We start from the raw sequence: 22,427 nt of genomic DNA, 5'->3' as shown, positions 1-22,427 counted from the left end.
GCTGGGTACGAGCGTCGCAACTCTGGACCCCAACACAGGTCTGGATTTCTGCACCGGTTGGATTGGTTTGGACCTAAGCTGTGTTGGCGTGGGTGCCACTGATTGGGCGAGGCCGTCTGATCCATCGGCTGCTTGGAGTCTGTTCTGCGATCCGGCGGCTTGGCTGCTTGGTAACCGGATGCTGCTTAATTGCTTGACGAAGTCTGAGGAAGGTTAGGCCATGGCTCATCGAATTCCCAGGCAGGAAAACCCGACTTCACGCAAAGCGATGGCTCGCCGGCGTTGGCGTGCGGTTGGGTTGACCGGCGCGATCAGCGCGTTTTTGACGTTGGGGCTGGGGCCGCTGGCTTCTGCGCCCAAGGCCCGTGCCGATGAGTTTGACGTAATCATTGACTCGGTCCTCAATGCGATGACGGGTTCGTTGGACGATCTGGCTGCCGTTTCCAGGGCGGTTCCGGAGCTGGGCAGCCTCGGTGTGCGTGCCGCTGATGTGGGTTCGGTGGCTGCGGCCAGTCCGGCTGATGCCTGGTTGCACGGGCTGGAGCAGGACTGGATTGGCAGCGCGTTGGGTCAGCAGGTGGACACCGCGCTCAACACCTGGTTCAACCAGGTCGATCCCGCTGCCGATCCCAGCGCCGGTGCGCAGCCGATGAGTCAGAACTTGCTGGTCGACCCCGGCTTCAAAATGGCCGACCCGTCCGGGTCGGGCTACAGCGGGGTGACCATTCCGGGCTGGACCGAGACCGGCACCCCGACCGTAATCGCTTTCGGCGCCCCGCGCGGTTATCCGTCGCCATTCTCGTTTGCGTTCCCGAAGCTGACGGGGTTACTGGGATTTCCGGAGGCGCCCCCGGGCACCCCCCCGGGCGATGACTATTTCGCGGGCGGCGGGCCCGTGGCCACGTCCAGCATCAGCCAAACCGTCGACCTCAGCGGCGCAGCCGGAACTCCGTACACGCTGAGCGCAGATCTCGGCGGTCAAGGCTTGAACCCGTCCTACACCTCAGAGCAGGTCAGCTTCCTCAACGCCGACGGGGACGTTGTGGGCACCGGCTCGCTCAATCCGGTCACGGTATGGGATCGCCTTTTCCTGAGCGGGTTTGAGCAACGCGACATCTCAGGGACGGTGCCGGAGGGCGCCACCTCCGCGCAGGTGACCGTGACCTTCCACGACGAAAACCCGTTCCTCGGCAACTACAACGGCGCCTACGCCGCTGACGAGTCGTTCACCGTCGGCGATCCAAGCCTCACCGCGGCGCCGCTCACCCCACCGACGTCCGACGTCGGCCACCTGGATCACGTATTCCTGATCTACATGGAGAACAAGGGCGTCGGCGACATCGTCGGCAGCCCCAACGCGCCGTACATCAACAGCCTGATCAACACCTACGGATATGCGGACAACTACTACGCTCTGGGTCACCCCAGCGACCCCAACTACTTCCGGATCATGGGCGGATCGGACTTCGGCATCGACGACAACCAAGCTTCGAATTCGATTGACGCGCCCAGCCTCATGCAAGAAATGGATCAGGCGGGCGTATCGTGGGCAGGCTACGCGCAGAGCATGCCCTACCCGGGTGACATCGTCTCATCGGGTAATTACGCCGTCGACCAATTACCCTTCGCCCAATTCAGCTACGTCTACGACAACACCCCCGCCTACTTGCAGGAACACCTGCTCCCGCTGACGCAGTTGTCCACCGATCTCAAAGACCCGAGTACCTTCCCGGACTTCACCTGGATCGCTGCCAACGAGGCCAACAACATGGAAGGCCCCGTCAATACTCTTGGCGGCTTTGCCCACTTCGTTACCAGCGAGCTCACGAACCACCAGTACAACGTCGCAGCCGGCGACCAGTTCGTCCAGCAAGAGGTGTCCACCATTGAAAACTCGCCAACGTGGACTGACCCGAACCAGAAGGATGCGATCATCGTCACGTTCGACGAAGACAACAACAACCTGTCACTGGGCTTCGGCAACGACGGCAACAACGTTCCGATGATCGTCATCCCGAACCAGGACGCCGTGACGGCCGGAGGGATGCAATCCGGCCCCTTCACCACCGACGCTTACTACAACCAGTACGGCCTGATGGCCACCATTGAAGACGCCTTGCGTGCCACGCCAGGAACGCTGGCCCCGCTCACCGCCAACGACATGTACGCCCAACCCATGAACGCTTTCTGGAAATAACGGTCGACCCCGGCAGCTGCGGCCGAATGCGGAACTTCGGGTCTATCGCTGATTCGGTGTAAGTGGTCCGGCAACGACGCCGACCTGTGTTTCGCGCTGCTGCGCACAAGCGTTACTTTATAACCAATTTGTCACTAAATTATCCGAACCTCTTCAAGTGGCTTTCAACTCGGCGGGAGCACCACGAGAACTTACCGAGGAGTTGCTCGATCTGTCACCGGGACAGCTCCCCTCGGAGCGCCCCATCCTGCCGACGTCGCCGACATCGCCGACAACGGTGATATCGCATACGGCATCGCTTTCGAGCAGCATGCCATCCTCGGGCTGTCGGTGCCGGAGACGCTGTCGGTGCCGGAGACGCTGTCGGTGCCGGAGACGCTGTCGGTGCCGGAGACGCTGTCGGTGCCGGAGACGCTGTCGGTGCCGGGTGATCGTCAGCGCACCGGGCAGCCGGCCTGATGCTGGTCCGCCTCGCGAGATGCCGGTGAAGCGTTAGCCTTGACGGGGCGGGGACAGACCGCCGCGGATGTCAGATGCGCCGGCACACCTGGCGCAATTGGCGGAGTCGAGGAATCGAGGCGAGCAGCTGCTGTGAGCACCACGAATTCGCCGTTCGGGCAAAACGAATGGCTGGTCGACGAGATGTACCGCAAGTTCCGCGACGACCCCTCCTCGGTCGATCCGAGCTGGCACGAATTCCTGGTCGACTACAACCCCGAGCCGACGATCGACACCGCGGCCGACGGCCGGCCGCCCGCCCCGGCCGCCCCGGCCGCCCCGCCGCCGTCGGCACCGGCCCCCGACGTCGGCAACCGCGCCGCCGCCGCGCCGGCCGCACCCGCCACCCCGGCCGCTGCCGACGGCGACGACGTGCAGGTGCTGCGCGGCGCCGCGGCGGCCGTCGTCAAGAACATGTCCGCCTCGCTCGGGTTGCCGACGGCGACCAGTGTGCGGGCGGTCCCGGCCAAGCTGATGATCGACAACCGGATCGTCATCAACAACCAGCTCAAGCGCAACCGCGGCGGCAAAATCTCGTTCACCCACATCTTGGGCTACGCCGTGGTGCAAGCGATCAAGAAGTTCCCGAACATGAACCGGCACTTCGCCGAGGTCGACGGCAAGCCGAACGTCGTCACACCGGCGCACACCAATCTGGGCCTGGCCATCGACCTCGCGGGTAAGGACGGTAAGCGTACGTTGGTGGTAGCGGCCATCAAGCGCTGCGAGACCATGCGTTTCGCCCCGTTCGTCACCGCCTACGAAGACATCGTGCGCCGGGCCCGCGACGGCAAGCTGAGCGCCGAAGACTTTGCCGGTGTGACGATTTCGTTGACGAATCCGGGCACCATCGGCACCGTGCACTCGGTGCCGCGGCTGATGACCGGCCAGGGTGCGATCATCGGCGTGGGCGCGATGGAGTACCCCGCCGAGTTCCAGGGCGCCAGCGAACAACGCATCGCCGAGCTGGGCATCGGCAAGCTGATCACCCTGACGTCGACCTACGACCACCGCATCATCCAGGGCGCGGAATCCGGCGACTTCCTGCGCACCATCCACGAAATGCTGCTCAGCGACGATTTCTGGGACGAAATCTTCCGTGAGCTCGGCATTCCCTACCTGCCGGTGCGCTGGCGGCCGGACAACCCCGACTCGATCGTCGACAAGAACCCCCGCGTCATCGAGCTGATCGCCGCCTACCGCAACCGCGGGCACCTGATGAGCGACACCGACCCGCTGCGGCTGGACAAAACCCGTTTCCGCAGCCACCCCGACCTCGACGTGTTGACCCACGGGCTGACACTGTGGGACCTGGATCGGGCGTTCAAGGTGGACGGCTGCTTCGCCGGAGCGCAGTACATGAAGCTGCGCGACGTGTTGTCGATACTGCGCGACGCGTACTGCCGCCACGTCGGTGTGGAGTACACCCACATTCTCGAACCCGAGCAGCAGCAGTGGCTGCAGCAGCGCATCGAGGTCAAACACGACAAGCCGACCGTGGCCCAGCAGAAGTACGTCTTGAGCAAGCTCAACGCCGCCGAAGCCTTCGAGACATTCCTGCAGACCAAATACGTTGGGCAAAAACGTTTCTCGTTGGAGGGCGCGGAGACTGTCATTCCGATGATGGACGCGGCGATCGACCAGTGCGCCGAGCACGGACTCGACGAAGTCGTCATCGGTATGCCGCACCGCGGCCGGCTCAACGTGCTGGCCAACATCGTCGGCAAGCCCTACTCGCAGATCTTCACCGAGTTCGAAGGCAACCTGAACCCGGCGCAGGCGCACGGCTCCGGCGACGTCAAATACCATCTCGGCGCCACCGGCGTCTACATCCAGATGTTCGGCGACAACGACATTGCGGTGTCGCTGACCGCGAACCCGTCGCACCTGGATGCCGTCGACCCGGTGCTGGAGGGACTGGTGCGGGCCAAGCAGGACCTGCTCGACAAGGGCGCAGGAGAACAGGGTTTCTCGGTCATGCCGATGATGCTGCACGGCGACGCCGCCTTCGCCGGGCAGGGCGTGGTGGCCGAGACGTTGAACATGGCGCTGCTGCCCGGCTACCGGGTCGGCGGCACCATCCACATCATCGTCAACAACCAGATCGGCTTCACCACCTCGCCCGAGCACTCCAAGTCCAGCGAATACTGCACCGACGTCGCGAAAATGATCGGGGCGCCGATCTTTCACGTCAACGGCGACGACCCCGAGGCGTGCGTGTGGGCGGCGCGGCTGGCGGTGGACTTCCGGCAGAAGTTCAAGAAGGACGTCGTCATCGACATGCTGTGCTACCGCCGGCGTGGCCACAACGAGGGCGACGACCCGTCGATGACCAACCCGTACATGTACGACGTGATCGACACCAAGCGCGGGGTCCGCAAGACCTACACCGAAGCGTTGATCGGGCGCGGCGACATCTCGATGAAGGAAGCCGAAGACGCTCTGCGCGACTACCAGGGCCAGTTGGAGCGGGTGTTCAACGAGGTAAGGGAACTGGAGAAGCACGAGGCGCAGCCCAGTGCGTCGGTGGAGTCCACTCAGCAGGTCCCGCGGGGCCTCTCGACCGCGGTGGACAAGGCACTGCTGGCCCGGATCGGCGACGCCCAACTGGCGTTTCCGGAGGGCTTCACCGTGCACCCGCGGGTGCGGCCGGTGCAGGAGAAACGCCGCGAGATGGCCTACGAAGGCAAGGTCGACTGGGCGTTCGGCGAGCTGCTGGCGCTGGGATCGCTGGTGGCCGAGGGCAAGTTGGTGCGGCTGTCGGGCCAGGACACCAAACGTGGCACCTTCTCGCAGCGGCATTCGGTGATCATCGACCGCCACACCGGCGCGGAGTTCACCCCGCTGCAACTGCTGGCCCGCAACGCCGACGGCAGCCCGACCGGCGGTAAGTTCCTGGTCTACGACTCGCCGCTGTCGGAGTTCGCCGCGGTCGGCTTCGAGTACGGCTACACCGTGGGCAACCCGGACGCACTTGTGTTGTGGGAGGCGCAGTTCGGCGACTTCGTCAACGGCGCCCAGTCGATCATCGACGAGTTCATCAGCTCCGGGGAGGCCAAGTGGGGGCAGTTGTCCAACGTGGTGCTGCTGCTGCCGCACGGCCACGAGGGCCAGGGCCCGGACCACACCTCCGGGCGCATCGAACGCTTCCTGCAACTGTGGGCGGAGGGTTCGATGACGGTCGCCGTGCCGTCGACCCCGGCGAACTACTTCCACCTGCTGCGCCGGCACGCTCTCGACGGCGTCCAGCGGCCGCTGATCGTGTTCACGCCGAAGTCGATGCTGCGCAACAAGGCGGCGGTCAGCGATATCAAGGACTTCACCGAGATCAAGTTCCGCTCGGTGCTCGAGGAACCCGCCTACGAGGACGGCGTCGGCGACCGGACCGCGGTGCGGCGGGTCCTGCTGACCAGCGGCAAGCTGTACTACGAGCTGGCCGCGCGAAAGGCCAGGGACGGCCGCGACGACGTCGCGATCGTGCGCATCGAACAGCTGGCGCCGCTGCCCAAGCGCCGGCTCGGCGAGACGTTGGGCCGCTACCCGAACGCCCACGAGTACTTCTGGGTGCAGGAGGAACCGGCCAACCAGGGTGCGTGGCCGCGGTTCGGCCTGGAGCTGCCCGAGATGGTGCCCGACAAGCTGACGGGGTTGCGGCGGATCTCCCGGCGGGCGATGTCGGCGCCGTCGTCGGGTTCGTCGAAGGTGCACGCCGTCGAGCAGCAGGAGATCGTCGACCTGGCGTTCGCCTGAACCCAGCTGCGCGAGCGTGCGTAAAGTGTCAGCGACCACTTAAGTCTGAGGGCGCGTCGTCGTACAGACACGCACGCTCGCGCAGTGAGGGAGAGTTCATGCAGGGTTTTGCGGGCAAGGTCGCCGTGGTCACGGGCGCGGGTTCGGGCATCGGGCAGGCGCTGGCCGTCGAGTTGGGCGGCTCGGGTGCCCGGCTGGCGATCTGCGACGTCGACACCGAGGGGCTGGCGCAGACCGAGGAGCGGTTGAAGGCCATCGGCGCGCCGGTGAAAGCGGACCGGCTCGATGTGACGGAACGGGAGGCGTTCCTGGCCTACGCCGACGAGGTCCACCGCCACTTCGGCAAGGTCAACCAGATCTACAACAACGCCGGGATCGCCTTCACCGGCGACGTCGAAGTCAGCCAGTTCAAAGACATCGAACGGGTGATGGACGTTGACTTCTGGGGCGTGGTCAACGGCACCAAAGCCTTCCTGCCGCATCTGATCGCCTCCGGCGACGGCCACGTCGTCAACATTTCCAGCATCTTCGGGCTCTTCTCGGTGCCCGGGCAGGCCGCCTACCACTCGGCCAAATTCGCGGTGCGCGGCTTCACCGAGGCGCTGCGTCAGGAAATGATGCTGGCCGGGCATCCGGTCACGGTGACGTGCGTGCACCCCGGCAGCATCAAAACGGCGATCGCCCGCAACGCCACCGCCGCCGAAGGGGTGGACGCCGACGCGGTGGCCGAGCTGTTCGACAAGCTGACCCTGACCAGCCCGCAGCGGGCCGCGCGGATCATCCTCGACGCCGTGCGCAAGAACCGGGCGAGGGTGCTGGTCGGCCCGGACGCCAAGGTCCTCGACCTGCTCGTGCGGCTGACCGGCTCGGGCTACCAGCGGCTGTTCGCGGCGGCGTGGGGACGGATGATGCCGGCAGCGCGCTGACGCGTTAGCGCCCCAGCGGGTGTTCGCCCAGCCACGCGTCGGCGACCGCCTGCGGGTCGGCGCCGGCGGCGACCTGCCGGCGCATGTCGACCAGCGCGGCGGTGTCCAGTACGCCGGCCACCTCGTTGACGGCCAACAGCTGCCGGTCGGTCAGCTCGTTGCGGCGGTACAACGGCACCACGTTCTCCGCCGCGATCAGCGCGGGCTTGCCGTCGGCCAGCACGACCGCGTCGGCCGGAACGTCGGCGGCGGCGGTGGTGGTCCACGCGGCGGTCAGCTCGCCCGCTCGTAGCGCACCGAAAAGCATTGTCGCGTCAAGGAATTCGTGCGCCGAGGGCAGCCGGCAGCTGCTGATCTGCGACGGCGTCCGGGCCCCGACGAGCGAGCCGACGACCAGTCCGGCGCAGTGCCGCGGCAACACGCTCAGATCGTCGGAGCCCCACGCGTGAGCCGTCGACCGGGTCACCGCCAGAGCGGGCTTGTCCTGCGCCACGGTCGCGTAGTCCCCGGCCGCGATCCCCTCAGGCAGCGCCCCGACCATCGCGCGATAGACCTGCTCGTCGGATCGCACCTTCGCGCCGGGATCGAAGGCCTGCAACACCTGTCCGGTGAATCCGGGCACGACGGTGAACGCACCGGAGTCAAGCCTGGCCAGCGGGTCGGCCGCCGAGGCAGAGCGCGCCGGGAAACCGTAGGAGCGCAGCGCCGCGACGTAGACGTCGGCGAGCAGCACCGACGGCGCGTCCGGCCGGGACCCGACCGCCAGCTCATGTACGGCGGGTCGCGAGCGGCCACATCCGGCCGGCACCAGCGCGGCGGCGAGCGCCAGCGCAGCCGCTACAAACCTGACGGGGATCACCCCGCGCGGTCTGCAGCGGCGGCCACCGCGGCAGCGACCGCCGGCGCGACCCGGGGGTCCAGCGGGCTCGGAACGATCCGGTCCGGCGCCACGTCGTCGCTGACGACGGCGAAGATCGCCTCGGACGCAGCGATCTTCATCTTCTCGGTGATCCGCCGTGCCCCGGCGTCCAACGCACCCCGGAACACCCCGGGGAATGCCAGCACATTGTTGATCTGGTTGGGGAAATCGCTGCGCCCGGTCGCGACGACGGCCGCGTATTTGGCGGCCACGTCGGGGTGGATCTCGGGGTCGGGGTTGGACAGCGCGAACACGATGCCGCCCGGGGCCATCGTCGCGATCAGCTCCTCGGGAACCAGGCCGCCCGAGACGCCGAGGAACATGTCGGCGCCTTCCAGCGCCTCCACCATGCCGCCGCGGAGCCCGTCGGGGTTGGTGCGCTGCGCCAGCGCCGCCTTGACGCTGGTCAACTCGTCGCGGCCGGGATGCAGGATGCCCCGGGAATCCAGCACGGTGATGTCCGAAATCCCCGCGGACAGCAGGATGTTGGCGCACGCCACCCCGGCGGCGCCGACCCCGGAGATCACGATGCGAAGCGACTGCATATCGCGGTCGAGCACCTTCGTGGCGCCGAACAACGCCGCCAGCACGACGATCGCGGTGCCGTGCTGGTCGTCGTGCATGACCGGGCAGTCCAGCGCGTCGATCAGGCGGCGCTCGACCTCGAAACAGCGCGGGGCAGCGATATCCTCCAGGTTGACCGCGCCGAACGACGGGCGCAGCCGCACCAGCGTCTGCACGATCTCGTCCGGGTCTTTGGTGTCCAGCACCAGCGGGATGGCGTCCAACCCGCCGAACGTCTTGAACAGCGCGCTCTTGCCCTCCATCACCGGCAGCGCGGCCGCGGCGCCGATGTCGCCCAGCCCCAGCACCGCGCTGCCGTCGCTGACCACCGCCACCAGCCGGTGCGCCCAGGTGTAGCGGGCCGCCAGGGTGTGGTCCGCGGCGATCGCCCGGCTGACCTGCGCCACCCCCGGGGTGTAGGCGATCGACAACGCACGCCGGGTGTCCAGCGGGGCCTTCGGCTGCACCGAGATCTTCCCGGCGACGTGGGCCTCGAAGATCTCCTCGTCCGCGACGACGATCCGGGGGCTTGTCACCGGGAAGCTTTCCGTCGCGTGCGGGTTGTCGGGCACCGCCTCAGGGTACTGCGCGTTCAGATCAGCCCGAGCGAGGTGACCGCCGCGCGCTCATCGGCGAGCTCGGCGGTGGACTTGTCGATCCGGCCGCGGGAGAACTCGTCGATCTCAAGTCCGCCCACGATGCTCCAGTCGCCGCCCGCGGTGGTGACCGGGAACGACGAGATCAGGCCTTCCGGCACGCCGTAGGAGCCGTCGGAGATGACCGACATCGAGGTCCAGTCGCCCTCGGGAGTGCCCAGCAGCCAGTCCCGGGCGGCGTCGACGGTGGCCGACGCGGCCGACGCGGCCGACGAGGCGCCTCGGGCGTCGATGATCGCCGCGCCGCGCTTGGCGACGGTCGGGATGAACTCGTTCTCGATCCACGATTGGTCGCCCACCACCTCGGCGGCGTTGCGACCGCCCACCTCGGCGTGGAACAGGTCGGGGTACTGGGTGGCCGAGTGGTTGCCCCAGATCGTCATCTTGGTGACGTCGGTGACCTTCGCACCGGTCTTCTTCGCCAGCTGCGAGATCGCCCGGTTGTGGTCCAGGCGGGTGAGGGCGGTGAATCGCTCCCGCGGGATGTCGGGGGCGTTGCTCATCGCGATCAGCGCGTTGGTGTTGGCCGGGTTGCCGGTGATCAGGACACGGACGTCGGCGGCGGCGACGGAGTTGAGGGCCTTGCCCTGCGCGGTGAAGATCGCGCCGTTGGCCTCCAGCAGATCGCTACGCTCCATGCCCGGCCCGCGCGGACGGGCGCCGACGAGCAACGCCAGGTTGACGCCGTCGAAGATCGTGTTCGGGTCGGCGCCGGTTTGCACGCCGGACAGCAGCGGGAAGGCGCAGTCGTCGAGTTCCATCACGACACCCTCGAGCGCCTTCATCGCGGGCTCGATCTCGAGCAGCCGCAGCTCGATCGGGCGATCCGCACCCAGCAACGAGCCGCTGGCGAGGCGGAACAGCAGGCTGTAGCCGATCTGGCCGGCGGCGCCGGTGACGGCGACCTTCAGGGGCGTTGTGCTCACGTCGAGAACTCCTCGTGCAGAAGGACAGGTGGCGGGAGGTTGCCGCGTCGAAACTAGCGCACTCACCCGCGCCGGGCCCGCCGGGTCCGGGACCGATGGTCGCCCACCGTGTCGACGGCACGGGTCGGCGCAGCTCAACGGACCGGACCGTGGGCGGCTCCGTACGAGGCGCGTAGCATGGCCGTCGCTGGAGCAGCTTCGACCGGAGATCGACCTGATGCCATCGTTTCGCGCGCTACCGCCATCGCTGCGGCCGGTGGCACGAGCCGGGTCCGCCGAGCCGGGAACCCGGCCGGCTGGCAAACCGGTCGAGCGGGCCATGGTCGACTGTGGCGTCTATGCCGACGGCCACCGGCTGCCCGGCGTGTACTCGCACTCCGCTGCGCTGGCCAAGGTGCGCGAGATCGAGGACGCCGGCCAGGACGCCTTCGTCTGGATCGGGCTGCACGAGCCCACCGAGCACCAGATGCAGGAGGTGGCGGAGGTTTTCGGGCTGCATCCGCTGGCCGCCGAGGACGCCGTGCACGCCCACCAGCGGCCCAAGCTGGAGCGCTACGACGAGACCCTGTTCCTGGTGTTGAAAACGGTGAACTACGTCAGCCACGACTCGGTGGTGCTGGCCCGCGAGATCGTCCAGACCGGCGAGATCATGATCTTCGTCGGCCGCGACTTCGTGGTCACCGTCCGCCACGGCGAACACGGCGGGCTCTCCTACGTGCGCAAGCGGATGGATGCCAACCCCGAGCACATGCGACGGGGTCCGTTCGCGGTGATGCACGCCATCGCCGACTACGTCGTCGACCACTACCTCGAGGTCACCAGCCTGATGGAGACCGACATCGACGCCATCGAAGAGGTGGCGTTCGCGCCCGGCCAGCGCACCGACGTCGAGCCGATCTACCAGCTCAAGCGCGAGGTCGTCGAGCTGCGCCGCTGCGTCACCCCGCTGTCGGTCCCGTTCCAGCGGATGCAGACCGAGCACAAGGACCTGATTGCCAAAGAGGTGCGCCGGTATTTGCGCGACGTGGCCGACCACCAGATGCAGGCCGCCGAACAGATCGCCGGCTACGCCGAGAATCTCACCTCGCTGGTGCAGGCCGCGCTGGCCCGGGTCGGCATGCAGCAGAACACCGACATGCGCAAGATGTCAGCCTGGGCGGGCATCGTGGCGGTGCCCACCATGTTCGCCGGAATCTGGGGAATGAACTTCGAGTTCATGCCGGTATTGCACGTCATCTGGGGCTACCCGGCGGCGCTCGCGCTGATGGTCGGTGCGTGCCTGGTCCTCTACCGCAACTTCCGCCGCCGAGACTGGCTGTAGCGCACGGCTTCTGGGCCGATTACTCGGGTGGGCGCCGCGACCGGGCGGCGCCTCACGAGTCCGCGGGCGCCGGCAAAGTCAGGTTGACACCGGTGTCGGCGTCGAAGACAACCAGTTTCGACGTGTCGACAGCCAACTCGATCGAGTTGCCCTTCGTGGCTTTCGTCTCCGACGGAACCCGGGCCACGAATTCGTGCTCACCGCCGGTGGGTTCGGCATCCAGGTCGGTGAGCTGCTCGGAGCGCACCACAGCGCCCTCGGTGGTGAAGTACACGTACTTCTCGGCGCCCAACGACTCGACCATGTCGACTTTCGCCTCGAACGTCAGCGCCCTGATGCGCTGGTAGCCGTCGATCAACGCGGCGTCCTGCAGATGCTCGGGCCGCACCCCGACGATGACGCTGTCCGGGCTGCGGTGCGATGCGAGCACGTCGAGGACCGGTTGGGTCAGCGTGACCTCGCCGAACGGCAGGTTCAGCCCGGTCGGCGTCAGGGCGGCGGGGAAGAAGTTCATCGCCGGCGAGCCGATGAACCCCGCGACGAACAAGTTGACCGGCCGCTCGTACAGCTCGTCGGGGGTTCCGATCTGCTGCGCCACCCCGGAGCGCATCACCACCACCCGGTCGCCCAGCGTCATCGCCTCGGTCTGGTCGTGGGTGACGTAGACGGTCGTGGCGCCGAGCCGTCGCTGCAGCCGGGCGATCTCGCCTCGCATCTGCACCCGCAGCTTGGCGTCCAGGTTGGACAACGGCTCGTCCATCAGAAAAGCCTTGGGATGGCGCACAATCGCACGGCCCATCGCCACCCGCTGCCGTTGACCCCCTGACAGCTGCGCAGGCTTACGGTCCAAAAAACCAGTCAGGTCAAGGATTCTCGCGACTTCGTCGACCTTCTCCGCAATGTCCGCCTTCTTCATCTTGGCCAATGTCAGCGGAAACGCGATGTTCTGCCGCACCGTCATGTGGGGATAGAGCGCGTAGGACTGGAACACCATCGCGATGTCCCGGTCTTTGGGCGCCTTCTCGTTGACCCGCTCACCGCCGATACGCAACTCGCCCGAGGAGATATCTTCCAGTCCGGCAATCATATTCAACGTTGTGCTCTTGCCGCAGCCGGACGGCCCGACCAAGATGACGAACTCGCCGTCGGCGATCGTCATGCTGAGATCCTGCACGGCCGTCGCGCCGTCGGGGTAACTCTTGGTCAGGTGGTCCAACACAATCTCGGCCATCGCGCTATCCCTTCACCGCCCCGGACGTCAAACCGGCGACAATCCGTCGTTGGAAGATTAGAACAAACACGATGATCGGGACGGTGATCACCATCGCGCCGGCGGCAATCGACCCGGTCGGCTCTTCGAACTGCGAACTGCCGGTGAAGTTGGCGATCGCCACCGGAGCGGTGATCGCCGCCGTGGTTGCGGTCAGCGAGAGCGCCAGCAGCAGGTCGTTCCAGGCGAAGATGAACACCAGGATCGCGGCGGTCACGATGCCCGGGGCTGCCAGCGGGGCGATCACTTTGCGAAAGGCCTGGCCCGGTGTGGCGCCGTCCATCTTGGCCGCCTTCTCCAGGTCCCAGGGGATCTCGCGGAAGAACGCCGACAACGTGTAGATGGCCAGCGGCAAGGCGAAGGTGATGTAGGGAATGATCAGGCCGGCCCAGGTGTTGAACAGGCCGACCCGGCGTTCGATGTTGAAAATCGGTGTGACAAGCGATATTTGAGGGAACATAGCGATCAACAGAGCGGAACCGATCAGCAGCCGCTTGCCGGGAAAATCCAGCCGGGCAACCGCATACGCAGCCATGGCGCCGATCACCACGGCGATCACGGTGGTGATCAACCCGATCCCGAGCGAGTTGACCAGCGCCGAGCTGAAGATGTCGCCGCGGAAAATCCCCCGGTAGTTGTCGAACGTCACCGACGACGGAATCAGCTTGCCGTCTTTGACCTGTGGTGTCGGCTTCAGCGACAGCGACAGGATCCACAGCACCGGCAGCAGCGCGTAGCTCACCACCAGGGCGTCGATGACCGCCCAGCCGACGGCCCGCCGCGCACCGATGCGCTCAGCCATGGCCGTCACCGCCGGGCGCCGACGCACCGAACACCGTGACGAAGACGAACGCGATGAGGGCCACACACCCGAAGATCAACACCGAGATCGCCGAGCCGAGGCCGACGTTGAAACCCTTGAACAAGTTGTCGTAACCCAGCATCGACACCGAGTCGGTGTCGTTGGAGCCGCCGGTGAGCACGTAGATGTTGTCGAAAATGCGGAACGCGTCCAGCGTGCGGAACAGCAGCGCGACCAAGATGGCCGGTTTGATCAGCGGCACGATGATCCGCACCAGCCGTCGCCAGGCGCCGGCCCCGTCGACCTGCGCTGCTTTGAGCAGATCCTCCGGGATCAAGGCCAGCCCCGCGAGCAGCAGCAGCGCCATGAACGGGGTCGTCTTCCAGACCTCGGCGACGACGATGATGCCCAGCGACGGAATCTGCTGTGTCAGCGGCGCGCTGCCGCCCGGCAGCAGGTTCGCCAGGTAGCCGGTGCCCGGCGTCCAGGCGTAGTACCAGCTGTAGGACGCAGCCACCGTGACGATGCCGTACGGGATGAGCACAGCGGTGCGCACCGTGCCCTTGCCGACCAGGGTCCGGTGCATCACCAGCGCCAGCGCCAGGCCGAGCACGAACTCGATCGCCACCGAGATCACGGTGATCGCCGACGTCACCGCCAGCGCCGTCCACCACAACCGGTCGGTCAGGATGGTGTGGTAGTTGGCCAGGCCGACGAATGCGGTGTCGGCGGGCGCGGCCAGGTTGTTTCGCTGCACGCTCAGCCATACCGCGTAGCCGATCGGGTAGGCGGTCACCGCCAGCATCAAGATCACCGCCGGGGCGATCAGCGCGACGGCCAGTCGCCGCTCGGACCTTCGGTTCTCGGCGGGCGCGGCCGCCGGCGCCGCGGTGGCCGCCGTCATGGGATCAGGCCCTGTCCGTCGATGGCCTTGCGCACCTGCACGGCGAGCGCGTCGGCGGTTCGCTCCGGGTCGATGGCGCTGATCGGGGCCAGCGTCGCCGAGATCCGGGTCGACACCGCTTGGTACACCGGTGTCACCGGCCGCACCGCGGCGTCGGTCAGCTGCCGGCGGATGATCTCATACATCGGGTATTTCGCCTGGAACTGCGGGTCGGAGTACAGCGACGCGCGCACCGCGGGCAGGCCGCCCTCGACCGAGACGTACCTCTGGTTGCCCACGCTGCGCAGGCATCTGACGGCCTCGAACGCCTCGGTTTTGTGACGGGTGGTCCTGGCCACCGCGAGGTTCAACCCGCCGATCGTCACTGTGGCCGCCTTGTCGGCCCGCACGCCGGGATACGGCGCGAAACCGAACACGTCCCGCGCGGCGTCGTAGGCCGCCCGGTACTGCTCGTCGGTGGGAATGAACGTGCCGAGGTTGTCGACGCTGCCGGCGAGGCCGGGCCGTTTGTCCAGCGGCAGGAACGCCACCCCTCCCTTCACCGCGTTCTCCAGTATCGAGGGCAGCACGAACGGCCAGTTGACCTCGAGCGCGGCCTTGCCCTCCTCGAGGGCCAGCCGCGCCGTGGCCTCGTCGGTCTGGGTGATCGACGGGTCGGCGCCGGGCGCGGTCGCCACCGACTTCATGATCTGCAGTGCGGTGACGGTGGCCGCCCGATGGGCGGGCGTGTCGGTCAGCGTGACGGTCGTGCCGTCGTCGGCGAGCACCCGGCCGCCGGCGCTGGCCAGCAGGGTGTTGAACCACACCATCAGGCCCTCGTACTGCTTGGCCTGCACCGCGATCCAGCTGGGCTGACCCGCGGCGTGCAACCGGATCGCCTCGGCCACCGCGGCGTCCCAGGTGGCGGGCGGGCTGTCCATCAAATCCGCCCGGTACCAGAGCAATTGGGTGTTGGTGGTGACGGGTGCCGCGTAGAGCCTATGCCGCCAACGAGCCGTCTCCAGCGGGCCCGGCAGGGTGTCGTCGACGGCGTCGGCCTCGGCCCGGCCGGCGGGGTCGTCGGCAAGCGGAACGATCCAGCCCGCGTCGGCGAATTCCGCGGTCCACACCACGTCGAGGGCCATCACGTCGAGGCTGCGGTCGTTGCCGGTGAGCCGACGGGCCAGCTGCAGCCGCTGGTCGTCGGCCGATTTCGGCAGGCTGAACTGCCGGATGGTGAATCGCCCGCCGAGCTGATCGGTGCAGCTCTTGGCGATCGCGCTGAACGTGGCGGCGTCGTCGGCCGGCGTGTAGACGCCGACCACGTCAGCGTTGCAGGCCGACGAGCACGATGCCAGCACCGAGGCGGCCGTCAGCGCGGCTGCACCCAGCCGGCGCGCGCGCCCGCGCGGACTCGCCACCGCACCCACCTCTCGTTCGTCGACCCCGCGCCAGAACCGTAGAGCCCACCGCGCGTGCCGTGCAACACGCCGCGTGCGCCGGTGTCACAGCGCAAGTCGCGCCAGCAGATCGCGGGCCTTCTCGGCGTTCTGGGGATCGCACAGCACGTCGTAACGGCCCGCGACCAACTGCATCGTGGAACTGAAATCCCGCGTGCCGCGCGCCATCGCGTACGGGACCGCCGAGGTGATCAGCCCGAAGAACACGCCGGCGATCAGACCGGTGGTCAACGCCGCCCACGGGTTGGGGCTGAAGAAACCCAGCACCAGCCCGATGAACAGGCCGAGCCAGGCCCCGCTGAGCACGCCGCCGCCGAGCACCTTCGGCCAGGTCAGCCGGCCGGTGACCCGCTCGACCTGCATCAGGTCGACGCCGACGATCGTCACCTGCTGCACCGGAAACTGTTGCTCGGACAGGAAGTCGACAGCCCGTTGCGCCTCGGCGTAGGTGGGGTAGGACCCGACCGGCCAGCCCCTGGGCGGGGTTGGCAATCCGGGGGTGGCGCGCCCGCCGGCGGGCGTGGCGCGGGGAACCTGTCCGGGCTGGTAAGGGCTGGTCATCGCGACCTTATTCTGCTCCGCACTGTTCTGATTGTCCTGCTCCGCGTCATTCTGCTCCGCGACGGCGACCGGCGTCGCGCTATTCGGCCGATCAGGCCGTCGGCGGCACGAACGGGCCGGACGTGCGCGCCATCCCGGCGGCACGCCCCTTGGCGGCGATCACCAGCGCCATCTTGCGGCTGGCCTCGTCGATCATCTCGTCGCCGAGCATCACCGCTCCCCGGGCCCCGCCCGCGGCGGAGGTGTGCCAGGCGTAAGCCTCCAGAATCAGCTCCGCGTGGTCGTACTCGGCCTGGCGGGGGCTGAAGATCTCGTTGCCGGCGGCGATCTGATCCGGGTGCAGCACCCATTTGCCGTCGTAGCCCAGCGCCGCCGAGCGGGCCGCCACCCGCCGGAATGCGTCCACGTCGCGGACCTTAAGGTACGGGCCGTCGACGGCGGCGATGCCGTGCGCGCGCGCCGCGACCAGGATCGTCATCAACACGTGGTGGTAGGCGTCGCCGACGTCGTAGCCGTCGGGCTGCTCGCCCACCACCAGCGTGCGCATGTTGAGGCTCGCCATCAGGTCCGCGGGGCCCAGCACCAGCGCCTGCACCCGGGGCACGGCCGCAATCGCGTCGACGTTGCGCAGCCCGCGGGCGTCTTCGATCTGCGCGTCGATCCCGATGCCGCCGACCGGCAGCCCGTGCAGGGTTTCCACCTGGGTCAGCAACAGGTCGAGGGCCTGCACGTGCGAGACGTCGGAGACCTTGGGCAGCACCACGACATCGAGCCGGGCGCCGGGTGCGGCACCGACCGCCGACACCACCTCGATGACGTCTGCGTGGGTCCACGGCGTGGCCCAGCCGTTGACGCGGACCCCGCGCAACTGGCCCGCCCAGCCGGCGCCGGCGAGCGCGGCGGCGACCCGGGTGCGGGCCGGGCCCTTGGCGTCGGGTGCGACGGCATCTTCCAGGTCGAGGAAGACCTGGTCGGCGGGCAACGTTGTGGCTTTGTCGATCATCGTCGCGCTGCTGCCCGGAACCGACAGGCAGGTCCGGCGGGGTCGATAGGCCGTGGTCACCGTTTCACTCCTACTCTGTGGATCATGACGTCGATCGACAGGGTCTACGCGGCGCGGCTGGCGCGCATGCTCGTGCTCGGCCCGATCGGCGAGTCGCTCGGCAGGGTGCGCGACGTCGTCATCAGCATCAGCATCGTCCGCCGGCAGCCCCGGGTCCTCGGCCTCGTCGTTGAATTGCCCACCCGCCGAAGGATTTTCGTGCCGATCCTGCGGGTCGCGGCAATCGAGCCGCATGCGGTGACACTCAACACCTCCAGCGTGTCGCTGCACCGCTTCGAGCAGCGGCCCGGCGAAGCGCTGGCGCTGGGGCAGCTACTCGACACCAAGGTCCGGGTCAACGATCCCGGGCTGCCGCAGCTGGCCGACCTCAACGTCGTCATCACCGACGTGGGCATGGAACAGACCCGGACCCGCGACTGGCTGGTCACCCGGGTCGCCGTCCGCCTGCCGCGGCGGCTGGGCCGGCGCGGGCGCGTCTTCGTGGTGGACTGGCACGACGTGGTCGGCCTGACGCCGTCGACGCTGGCCCTGCCCGGGCAGGGGGTGGCGCAGCTGCTGCACCAATTCGAGGGCCGCCGTCCGATCGAGGTGGCCGACGCGCTGCGCGACCTGCCCCAGAAGCGGCGCTACGAGGTGGTCAACGCGCTCGACGACGAGCGGCTGGCCGACGTCCTGCAAGAGCTGTCCGAAGAGGACCAGGCCGACGTCCTGCGTCAGTTGGGCACCGCACGCGCGGCCGCCGTGCTGGCGGAAATGGACCCCGACGACGCCGCCGACCTGCTCGGCGTGATGAACCCGACCGACACCGAGACGCTGTTGGCCCTGATGGACCCCGGCGAGTCGGATCCGGTGCGACGCCTACTGAGGCATTCACCCGACACCGCGGGCGGCCTGATGACTCCCAACCCGGTGGTGGTGGGGGCCGACACCTCGGTGGCCGAGGCGCTGGCCCGGGTCCGCGACCCGGACCTGACCACTGCCGTGTCGTCGCTGGTGTTCGTGGTCCGCCCTCCGACAGCCACGCCGACGGGGTATTACCTGGGGTGTGTCGCGCTGCAACGGTTGCTGCGCGAGCCGCCTGCGGAGCTGGTGGGCGGTCTCGTCGACACCGACCTGCCCGGCCTGGCGCCGGAAACCTCACTGCCGGCGCTGACCCGCTATTTCGCGGCCTACAACCTGGTCTGCGGACCGGTGGTCGACGACGAGCATCACCTGTTGGGTGCGGTGACCGTCGACGACGTGCTCGACCACATGCTGCCGCACGACTGGCGGGTCAACCCGGACGCGCCGGCGCTGGGGGCCGCCGGAGGAGCGCGGTGAGCAACTCGCCGTCGCGCCAGCGGCTGTACACTCCGCGCACCTCGCGGGTGAGCGCGCCCCGGGTCGATCCGGAGGCCGTCGGCCGGCTCACCGAATCGGTCGCCCGGTTCTTCGGCACCGGCCGATACCTGCTGATGCAGACCGCCGCGGTGGTGGCCTGGATCGGGCTGAACGTCTACGCGGTCAGCCTGCGCTGGGATCCGTACCCGTTCATCCTGCTCAACCTGGCGTTCTCCACGCAGGCGGCCTACGCGGCACCGCTGATACTGCTGGCCCAGAATCGCCAGGAGAACCGCGACCGCCTCGCGCTCGACGAGGATCGCCGCCGCGCCCTCCAGACCAAGGCCGACACCGAGTATCTGGCCCGCGAGCTGGCCGCACTGCGCCTGGCCATCGGCGACGTGGCCAAGACCCGCGACCACCTGCGCCGTGAGCTCGAAGGGCTGCGCGTGCTGCTCGAACAACGGCACCCGGACCGCGTCGAGCACGCGTCGGCGCGTCCCGCCGACGGCGCGTCCCGCCACTCCGCGAAAGCCGAGTAGACCGCGGACACCGCCCCGCCGGCTGCCGCGCCGACACAGACGTCGGAAAGAGTGCGCCATTGTTGCCACTCGCGTCCCACGAGTTATGTATGGTGACTTCAGTTCACGAGACCCAGGCGGGTGTCGGGAGCGCCCGGATATCGCTCGAGTACTCAAGGACGGTCGAGTGCGCACAGGGGGTCGCTCGGGTGGACGCCGAGCCTTTGCCGCACTGCGGCAGCGGGCAATTCGGCTGGCCCACACCCCGGCACTGGGCATCGTCGCGATCACCGCGCTGGTCTTCGCCGGGGTCGTCGGCGCGGAGGCTCCGCCCTACCCGCCGCCGCGGCCGACGATGCACGGCGCCGACATCACCCCGGTGGCCGCCGTCGTGCCGACATCCAAGAATGCCAACGGCCCGCGGGTGGTCGCAGCGCGGCGGGCGCCGCGCGGCCTGCACATCGCGGCGGCCACCACATCCGCGCCGCCTCCATCGAGGGTCGTGACTTCGCCTGGCGCGCTGGGCATCCCGACGATGGCACTGTCGGCATACCGCAACGCCGAACGGATGATGGCCGCGGCCGACCCCGCATGCGGGATCAGCTGGAACTTGTTGGCCGGCGTGGGGCGCATCGAATCCATGCACGCCAACGGTGGCGCGACCGACGCCCGCGGCACGGCGGTCCGGCCCATCTTCGGCCCGGCACTGGACGGCACGCTGCCCGGAAACGAGGTCATCGTCGCGAGCAACGTGGGCGGCCGGGTCATCTACGCCCGGGCGATCGGGCCGATGCAGTTCCTGCCCGGCACCTGGGCGCGCTACGCCGCCGACGGCGACGGCGACGGGACAGCCGACCCGCAGAACCTGTACGACTCCACGTTGGCGGCCGCTCGGTACCTGTGTTCCGGCGGGCTCAATCTGCGTGACCAGTCGCAGGTGTCGGCCGCGATCCTGCGCTACAACAACTCGATGCCCTACGCCCGCAACGTGCTCGGCTGGGCTGCGGCGTACGCCACCGGCGTGGTGCCGGTCGATCTGCCGCCGCTCACCGGTCCCGCGCCACCGCTGGGCGACGTCCACCTGGAAAGCCCGGAAGGACTCGGACCGGGCCTGCCGCTCAACATGCACGGCTTGCCGTCCACCGACCCACTGGCGCAGTCGCCGCTGATCGACCTGAGCCCGCCCGGGGCCGCCACCACGCCGATGTGGCCATGGCAGGCGACGGCGCCGCGGGCGCCGACGTGCACCCTGATCTGCGTCGAGCAGCAGGACGCGGCGGCCCAGCAGCCGCCGTGGCTGAGCCAGCCGCCGTGGCTGAGCCCGCCGTGGCCTCCTGCACCGCCACCCGAGGCCCCGCCTCCGCCACCGCCACCGCCTCCGCCCCCGCCTGCCGTCCCGCCGGCTGGTGCGCCCGTCGTCCCGCCGGCCGGTGCGCCTGCCGTCCCGCCGGCCGGTGCGCCTGCCGTCCCGCCGGCTGGTGCGCCTGCCGTCCCGCCGGCTGTCCCACCGTCGGGTCCCGGGCCGCTGCCCGGCCCGGCGGGCTGAGCGGCACTCGTCGCCGGACGCCTACACTCGGCGGTGATGTCCGCAACGCCTGATGACGCCGCCGAACTGACTGCCCGCATCCGCACCGCGCTTGCCAGGGTCATCGACCCCGAGCTGCGTCGCCCGATCACCGAACTCGGGATGGTCAAGAGCATCAGCGTGGACGCCGGCCACACCGTGCACGTCGAGATCTACCTGACCACCGCCGGCTGCCCGAAAAAATCCCAGATCACCGAGGAGGTCCGCACGGCGGTCTCCGACGTCCCCGGCACCGGCGCAGTCACGGTCAGCCTGGACGTGATGAGCGACGAGCAGCGCACCGAACTGCGCAAACAGCTGCGCGGCGACGCCCATGAACCGGAGATCCCGTTCGCCCAACCCGGCTCGCTGACCCGGGTGTACGCCGTGGCGTCGGGCAAGGGCGGCGTCGGGAAATCCAGCGTGACCGCGAACCTGGCCGCGGCGATGGCCGCACGCGGGCTCTCCGTCGGGCTGCTCGACGCCGACATCCACGGCCACTCCGTCCCGCGGATGATGGGCGTCACCGATCGGCCCACCCAGGTCGAGTCGATGATTCTGCCACCGATCGCCCACGACGTCAGGGTGATCTCCATCGCGATGTTCACCCAGGGCAACACCCCCGTGGTGTGGCGCGGCCCGATGCTGCACCGGGCGTTGCAGCAGTTTTTGGCCGACGTGTACTGGGGTGATCTGGACGTCCTGCTGCTCGACCTGCCGCCGGGCACCGGCGACATTGCCATCTCGGTGGCCCAACTGGTCCCGAACGCGGAGATCCTGGTGGTGACCACACCGCAGCTGGCCGCCGCGGAGGTGGCCGAACGGGCGGGCAGCATAGCGCTGCAGACTCGCCAGCGCCTGGTCGGCGTGGTGGAAAACATGTCCTGGCTGGTCTTGCCGGACGGCTCACAGCTGCCGGTGTTCGGCGAAGGCGGCGGCCTGCAGGTCGCCGAACGACTGACCCGCGCCGTCGGCGTCGACGTCCCGCTGCTCGGTCAGATCCCGCTGGATCCCGCTCTGGTGGCCGCCGGCGACGCCGGCGTGCCGATCGTGCTCAGCGCCCCCGACTCGGCCTGCGGCAAGGAACTACGCGGCATAGCCGACCGCCTGTCCGCCCGGCGCCGCGGCCTGGCCGGCATGTCGCTGGGGCTGGATCCGGCCCGCCGGTAGGCCGGTTCGGCGGCGCCCCACCCGCTTCAGGTCGCGTCGGCGTCGAAGGGCGCCGG

18 protein-coding genes are annotated in these 22,427 nt (G+C 68.5%); 9 read left to right on the top strand and 9 right to left on the bottom strand.

Features of this window, described 5'->3' with window-relative positions; translation table 11 throughout:
* Window positions 1-220: 220 nt before the first annotated feature.
* The 4 genes from ABDW21_RS09730 (at window position 221) to ABDW21_RS09715 (ending at window position 7,371) form a co-directional block, all read left to right on the top strand.
* On the top strand, window positions 221-2,197 hold the full coding sequence (locus ABDW21_RS09730; protein ID WP_343710362.1) for an alkaline phosphatase family protein: 1,977 nt from the start codon (window positions 221-223) through the stop codon (window positions 2,195-2,197).
* A gap of 330 nt (window positions 2,198-2,527) precedes the next feature.
* A complete protein-coding gene (locus ABDW21_RS09725) occupies window positions 2,528-2,656 on the top strand; it encodes a hypothetical protein (protein ID WP_343601404.1) in 129 nt (42 codons plus the stop codon).
* 132 nt (window positions 2,657-2,788) lie between these two features.
* Complete coding sequence (locus ABDW21_RS09720; RefSeq protein WP_343710361.1) at window positions 2,789-6,445, top strand: multifunctional oxoglutarate decarboxylase/oxoglutarate dehydrogenase thiamine pyrophosphate-binding subunit/dihydrolipoyllysine-residue succinyltransferase subunit; 3,657 nt, start codon at window positions 2,789-2,791, stop codon at window positions 6,443-6,445.
* Window positions 6,446-6,543: 98 nt separating this feature from the next.
* A complete protein-coding gene (locus ABDW21_RS09715; RefSeq protein WP_343601407.1) occupies window positions 6,544-7,371 on the top strand; it encodes an SDR family oxidoreductase in 828 nt (275 codons plus the stop codon).
* Between the two features lie 4 nt (window positions 7,372-7,375).
* On the opposite strand, the gene ABDW21_RS09710 is transcribed toward ABDW21_RS09715, so the two are convergent.
* Genes ABDW21_RS09710 through ABDW21_RS09700 form a run of 3 tightly spaced genes read right to left on the bottom strand, consistent with a single transcriptional unit; the run spans window position 7,376 to window position 10,436 of the window.
* Window positions 7,376-8,200, bottom strand: coding sequence for a glycine betaine ABC transporter substrate-binding protein (locus ABDW21_RS09710; RefSeq protein ID WP_343710364.1), 825 nt, complete (start codon window positions 8,198-8,200; stop codon window positions 7,376-7,378).
* 26 nt (window positions 8,201-8,226) lie between these two features.
* Entirely contained in the window at window positions 8,227-9,426 is a 1,200-nt protein-coding gene (locus ABDW21_RS09705; RefSeq protein WP_343601409.1) for an NADP-dependent malic enzyme, read from the bottom strand.
* Between the two features lie 20 nt (window positions 9,427-9,446).
* Window positions 9,447-10,436, bottom strand: a complete 990-nt coding sequence (locus ABDW21_RS09700; protein ID WP_343710360.1) for a malate dehydrogenase — start codon at window positions 10,434-10,436, stop codon at window positions 9,447-9,449.
* A 214-nt stretch (window positions 10,437-10,650) separates the two neighbouring features.
* Here ABDW21_RS09700 and corA point away from each other — a divergent pair, with 214 nt between their 5' ends.
* On the top strand, window positions 10,651-11,757 hold the full coding sequence (gene corA, locus ABDW21_RS09695; protein WP_343710363.1) for a magnesium/cobalt transporter CorA: 1,107 nt from the start codon (window positions 10,651-10,653) through the stop codon (window positions 11,755-11,757).
* 52 nt (window positions 11,758-11,809) lie between these two features.
* Here corA and ugpC read toward each other — a convergent pair whose 3' ends face one another.
* From ugpC to ABDW21_RS09665, 6 genes are all read right to left on the bottom strand, one after another.
* Window positions 11,810-12,988 carry a sn-glycerol-3-phosphate ABC transporter ATP-binding protein UgpC gene (gene ugpC, locus ABDW21_RS09690; RefSeq protein ID WP_343601413.1) on the bottom strand — a complete coding sequence of 393 codons (1,179 nt, stop codon included), beginning with the start codon at window positions 12,986-12,988 and terminating at the stop codon, window positions 11,810-11,812.
* A gap of 4 nt (window positions 12,989-12,992) precedes the next feature.
* The gene (locus ABDW21_RS09685) at window positions 12,993-13,817 is read right to left on the bottom strand and encodes a carbohydrate ABC transporter permease (RefSeq protein ID WP_343601428.1); all 825 of its coding nucleotides are present in this window, start codon (window positions 13,815-13,817) and stop codon (window positions 12,993-12,995) included.
* Window positions 13,818-13,821: 4 nt separating this feature from the next.
* Window positions 13,822-14,733 carry a sugar ABC transporter permease gene (locus ABDW21_RS09680; protein WP_343601415.1) on the bottom strand — a complete coding sequence of 304 codons (912 nt, stop codon included), beginning with the start codon at window positions 14,731-14,733 and terminating at the stop codon, window positions 13,822-13,824.
* The gene (locus ABDW21_RS09675; protein ID WP_343710359.1) at window positions 14,730-16,133 is read right to left on the bottom strand and encodes an extracellular solute-binding protein; all 1,404 of its coding nucleotides are present in this window, start codon (window positions 16,131-16,133) and stop codon (window positions 14,730-14,732) included. Before ABDW21_RS09675 ends, ABDW21_RS09680 begins: the two co-directional genes overlap by 4 nt.
* A gap of 84 nt (window positions 16,134-16,217) precedes the next feature.
* A complete protein-coding gene (locus ABDW21_RS09670) occupies window positions 16,218-16,733 on the bottom strand; it encodes a general stress protein (RefSeq protein ID WP_343601419.1) in 516 nt (171 codons plus the stop codon).
* A gap of 91 nt (window positions 16,734-16,824) precedes the next feature.
* A complete protein-coding gene (locus ABDW21_RS09665) occupies window positions 16,825-17,796 on the bottom strand; it encodes a CoA ester lyase (protein ID WP_343710358.1) in 972 nt (323 codons plus the stop codon).
* 24 nt (window positions 17,797-17,820) lie between these two features.
* On the opposite strand from ABDW21_RS09665, the gene ABDW21_RS09660 reads away from it, so the two are divergent.
* From ABDW21_RS09660 to ABDW21_RS09645, 4 genes are all read left to right on the top strand, one after another.
* On the top strand, window positions 17,821-19,116 hold the full coding sequence (locus ABDW21_RS09660) for a CBS domain-containing protein (protein WP_343710357.1): 1,296 nt from the start codon (window positions 17,821-17,823) through the stop codon (window positions 19,114-19,116).
* Window positions 19,113-19,658, top strand: coding sequence for a DUF1003 domain-containing protein (locus tag ABDW21_RS09655; RefSeq protein ID WP_343710356.1), 546 nt, complete (start codon window positions 19,113-19,115; stop codon window positions 19,656-19,658). The genes ABDW21_RS09660 and ABDW21_RS09655 overlap by 4 nt, the downstream gene beginning before the upstream one ends.
* Window positions 19,659-19,824: 166 nt before the next feature.
* Window positions 19,825-21,183, top strand: coding sequence for a lytic murein transglycosylase (locus ABDW21_RS09650; RefSeq protein ID WP_343710355.1), 1,359 nt, complete (start codon window positions 19,825-19,827; stop codon window positions 21,181-21,183).
* A 36-nt stretch (window positions 21,184-21,219) separates the two neighbouring features.
* The gene (locus ABDW21_RS09645; protein ID WP_343710354.1) at window positions 21,220-22,371 is read left to right on the top strand and encodes an Mrp/NBP35 family ATP-binding protein; all 1,152 of its coding nucleotides are present in this window, start codon (window positions 21,220-21,222) and stop codon (window positions 22,369-22,371) included.
* Window positions 22,372-22,427 lie beyond the last annotated feature (56 nt).

The organism is Mycobacterium sp. (genome assembly GCF_039583805.1).
GTDB lineage: Bacteria > Actinomycetota > Actinomycetes > Mycobacteriales > Mycobacteriaceae > Mycobacterium.
This window is presented reverse-complemented; position numbering and strand designations above follow the sequence as displayed.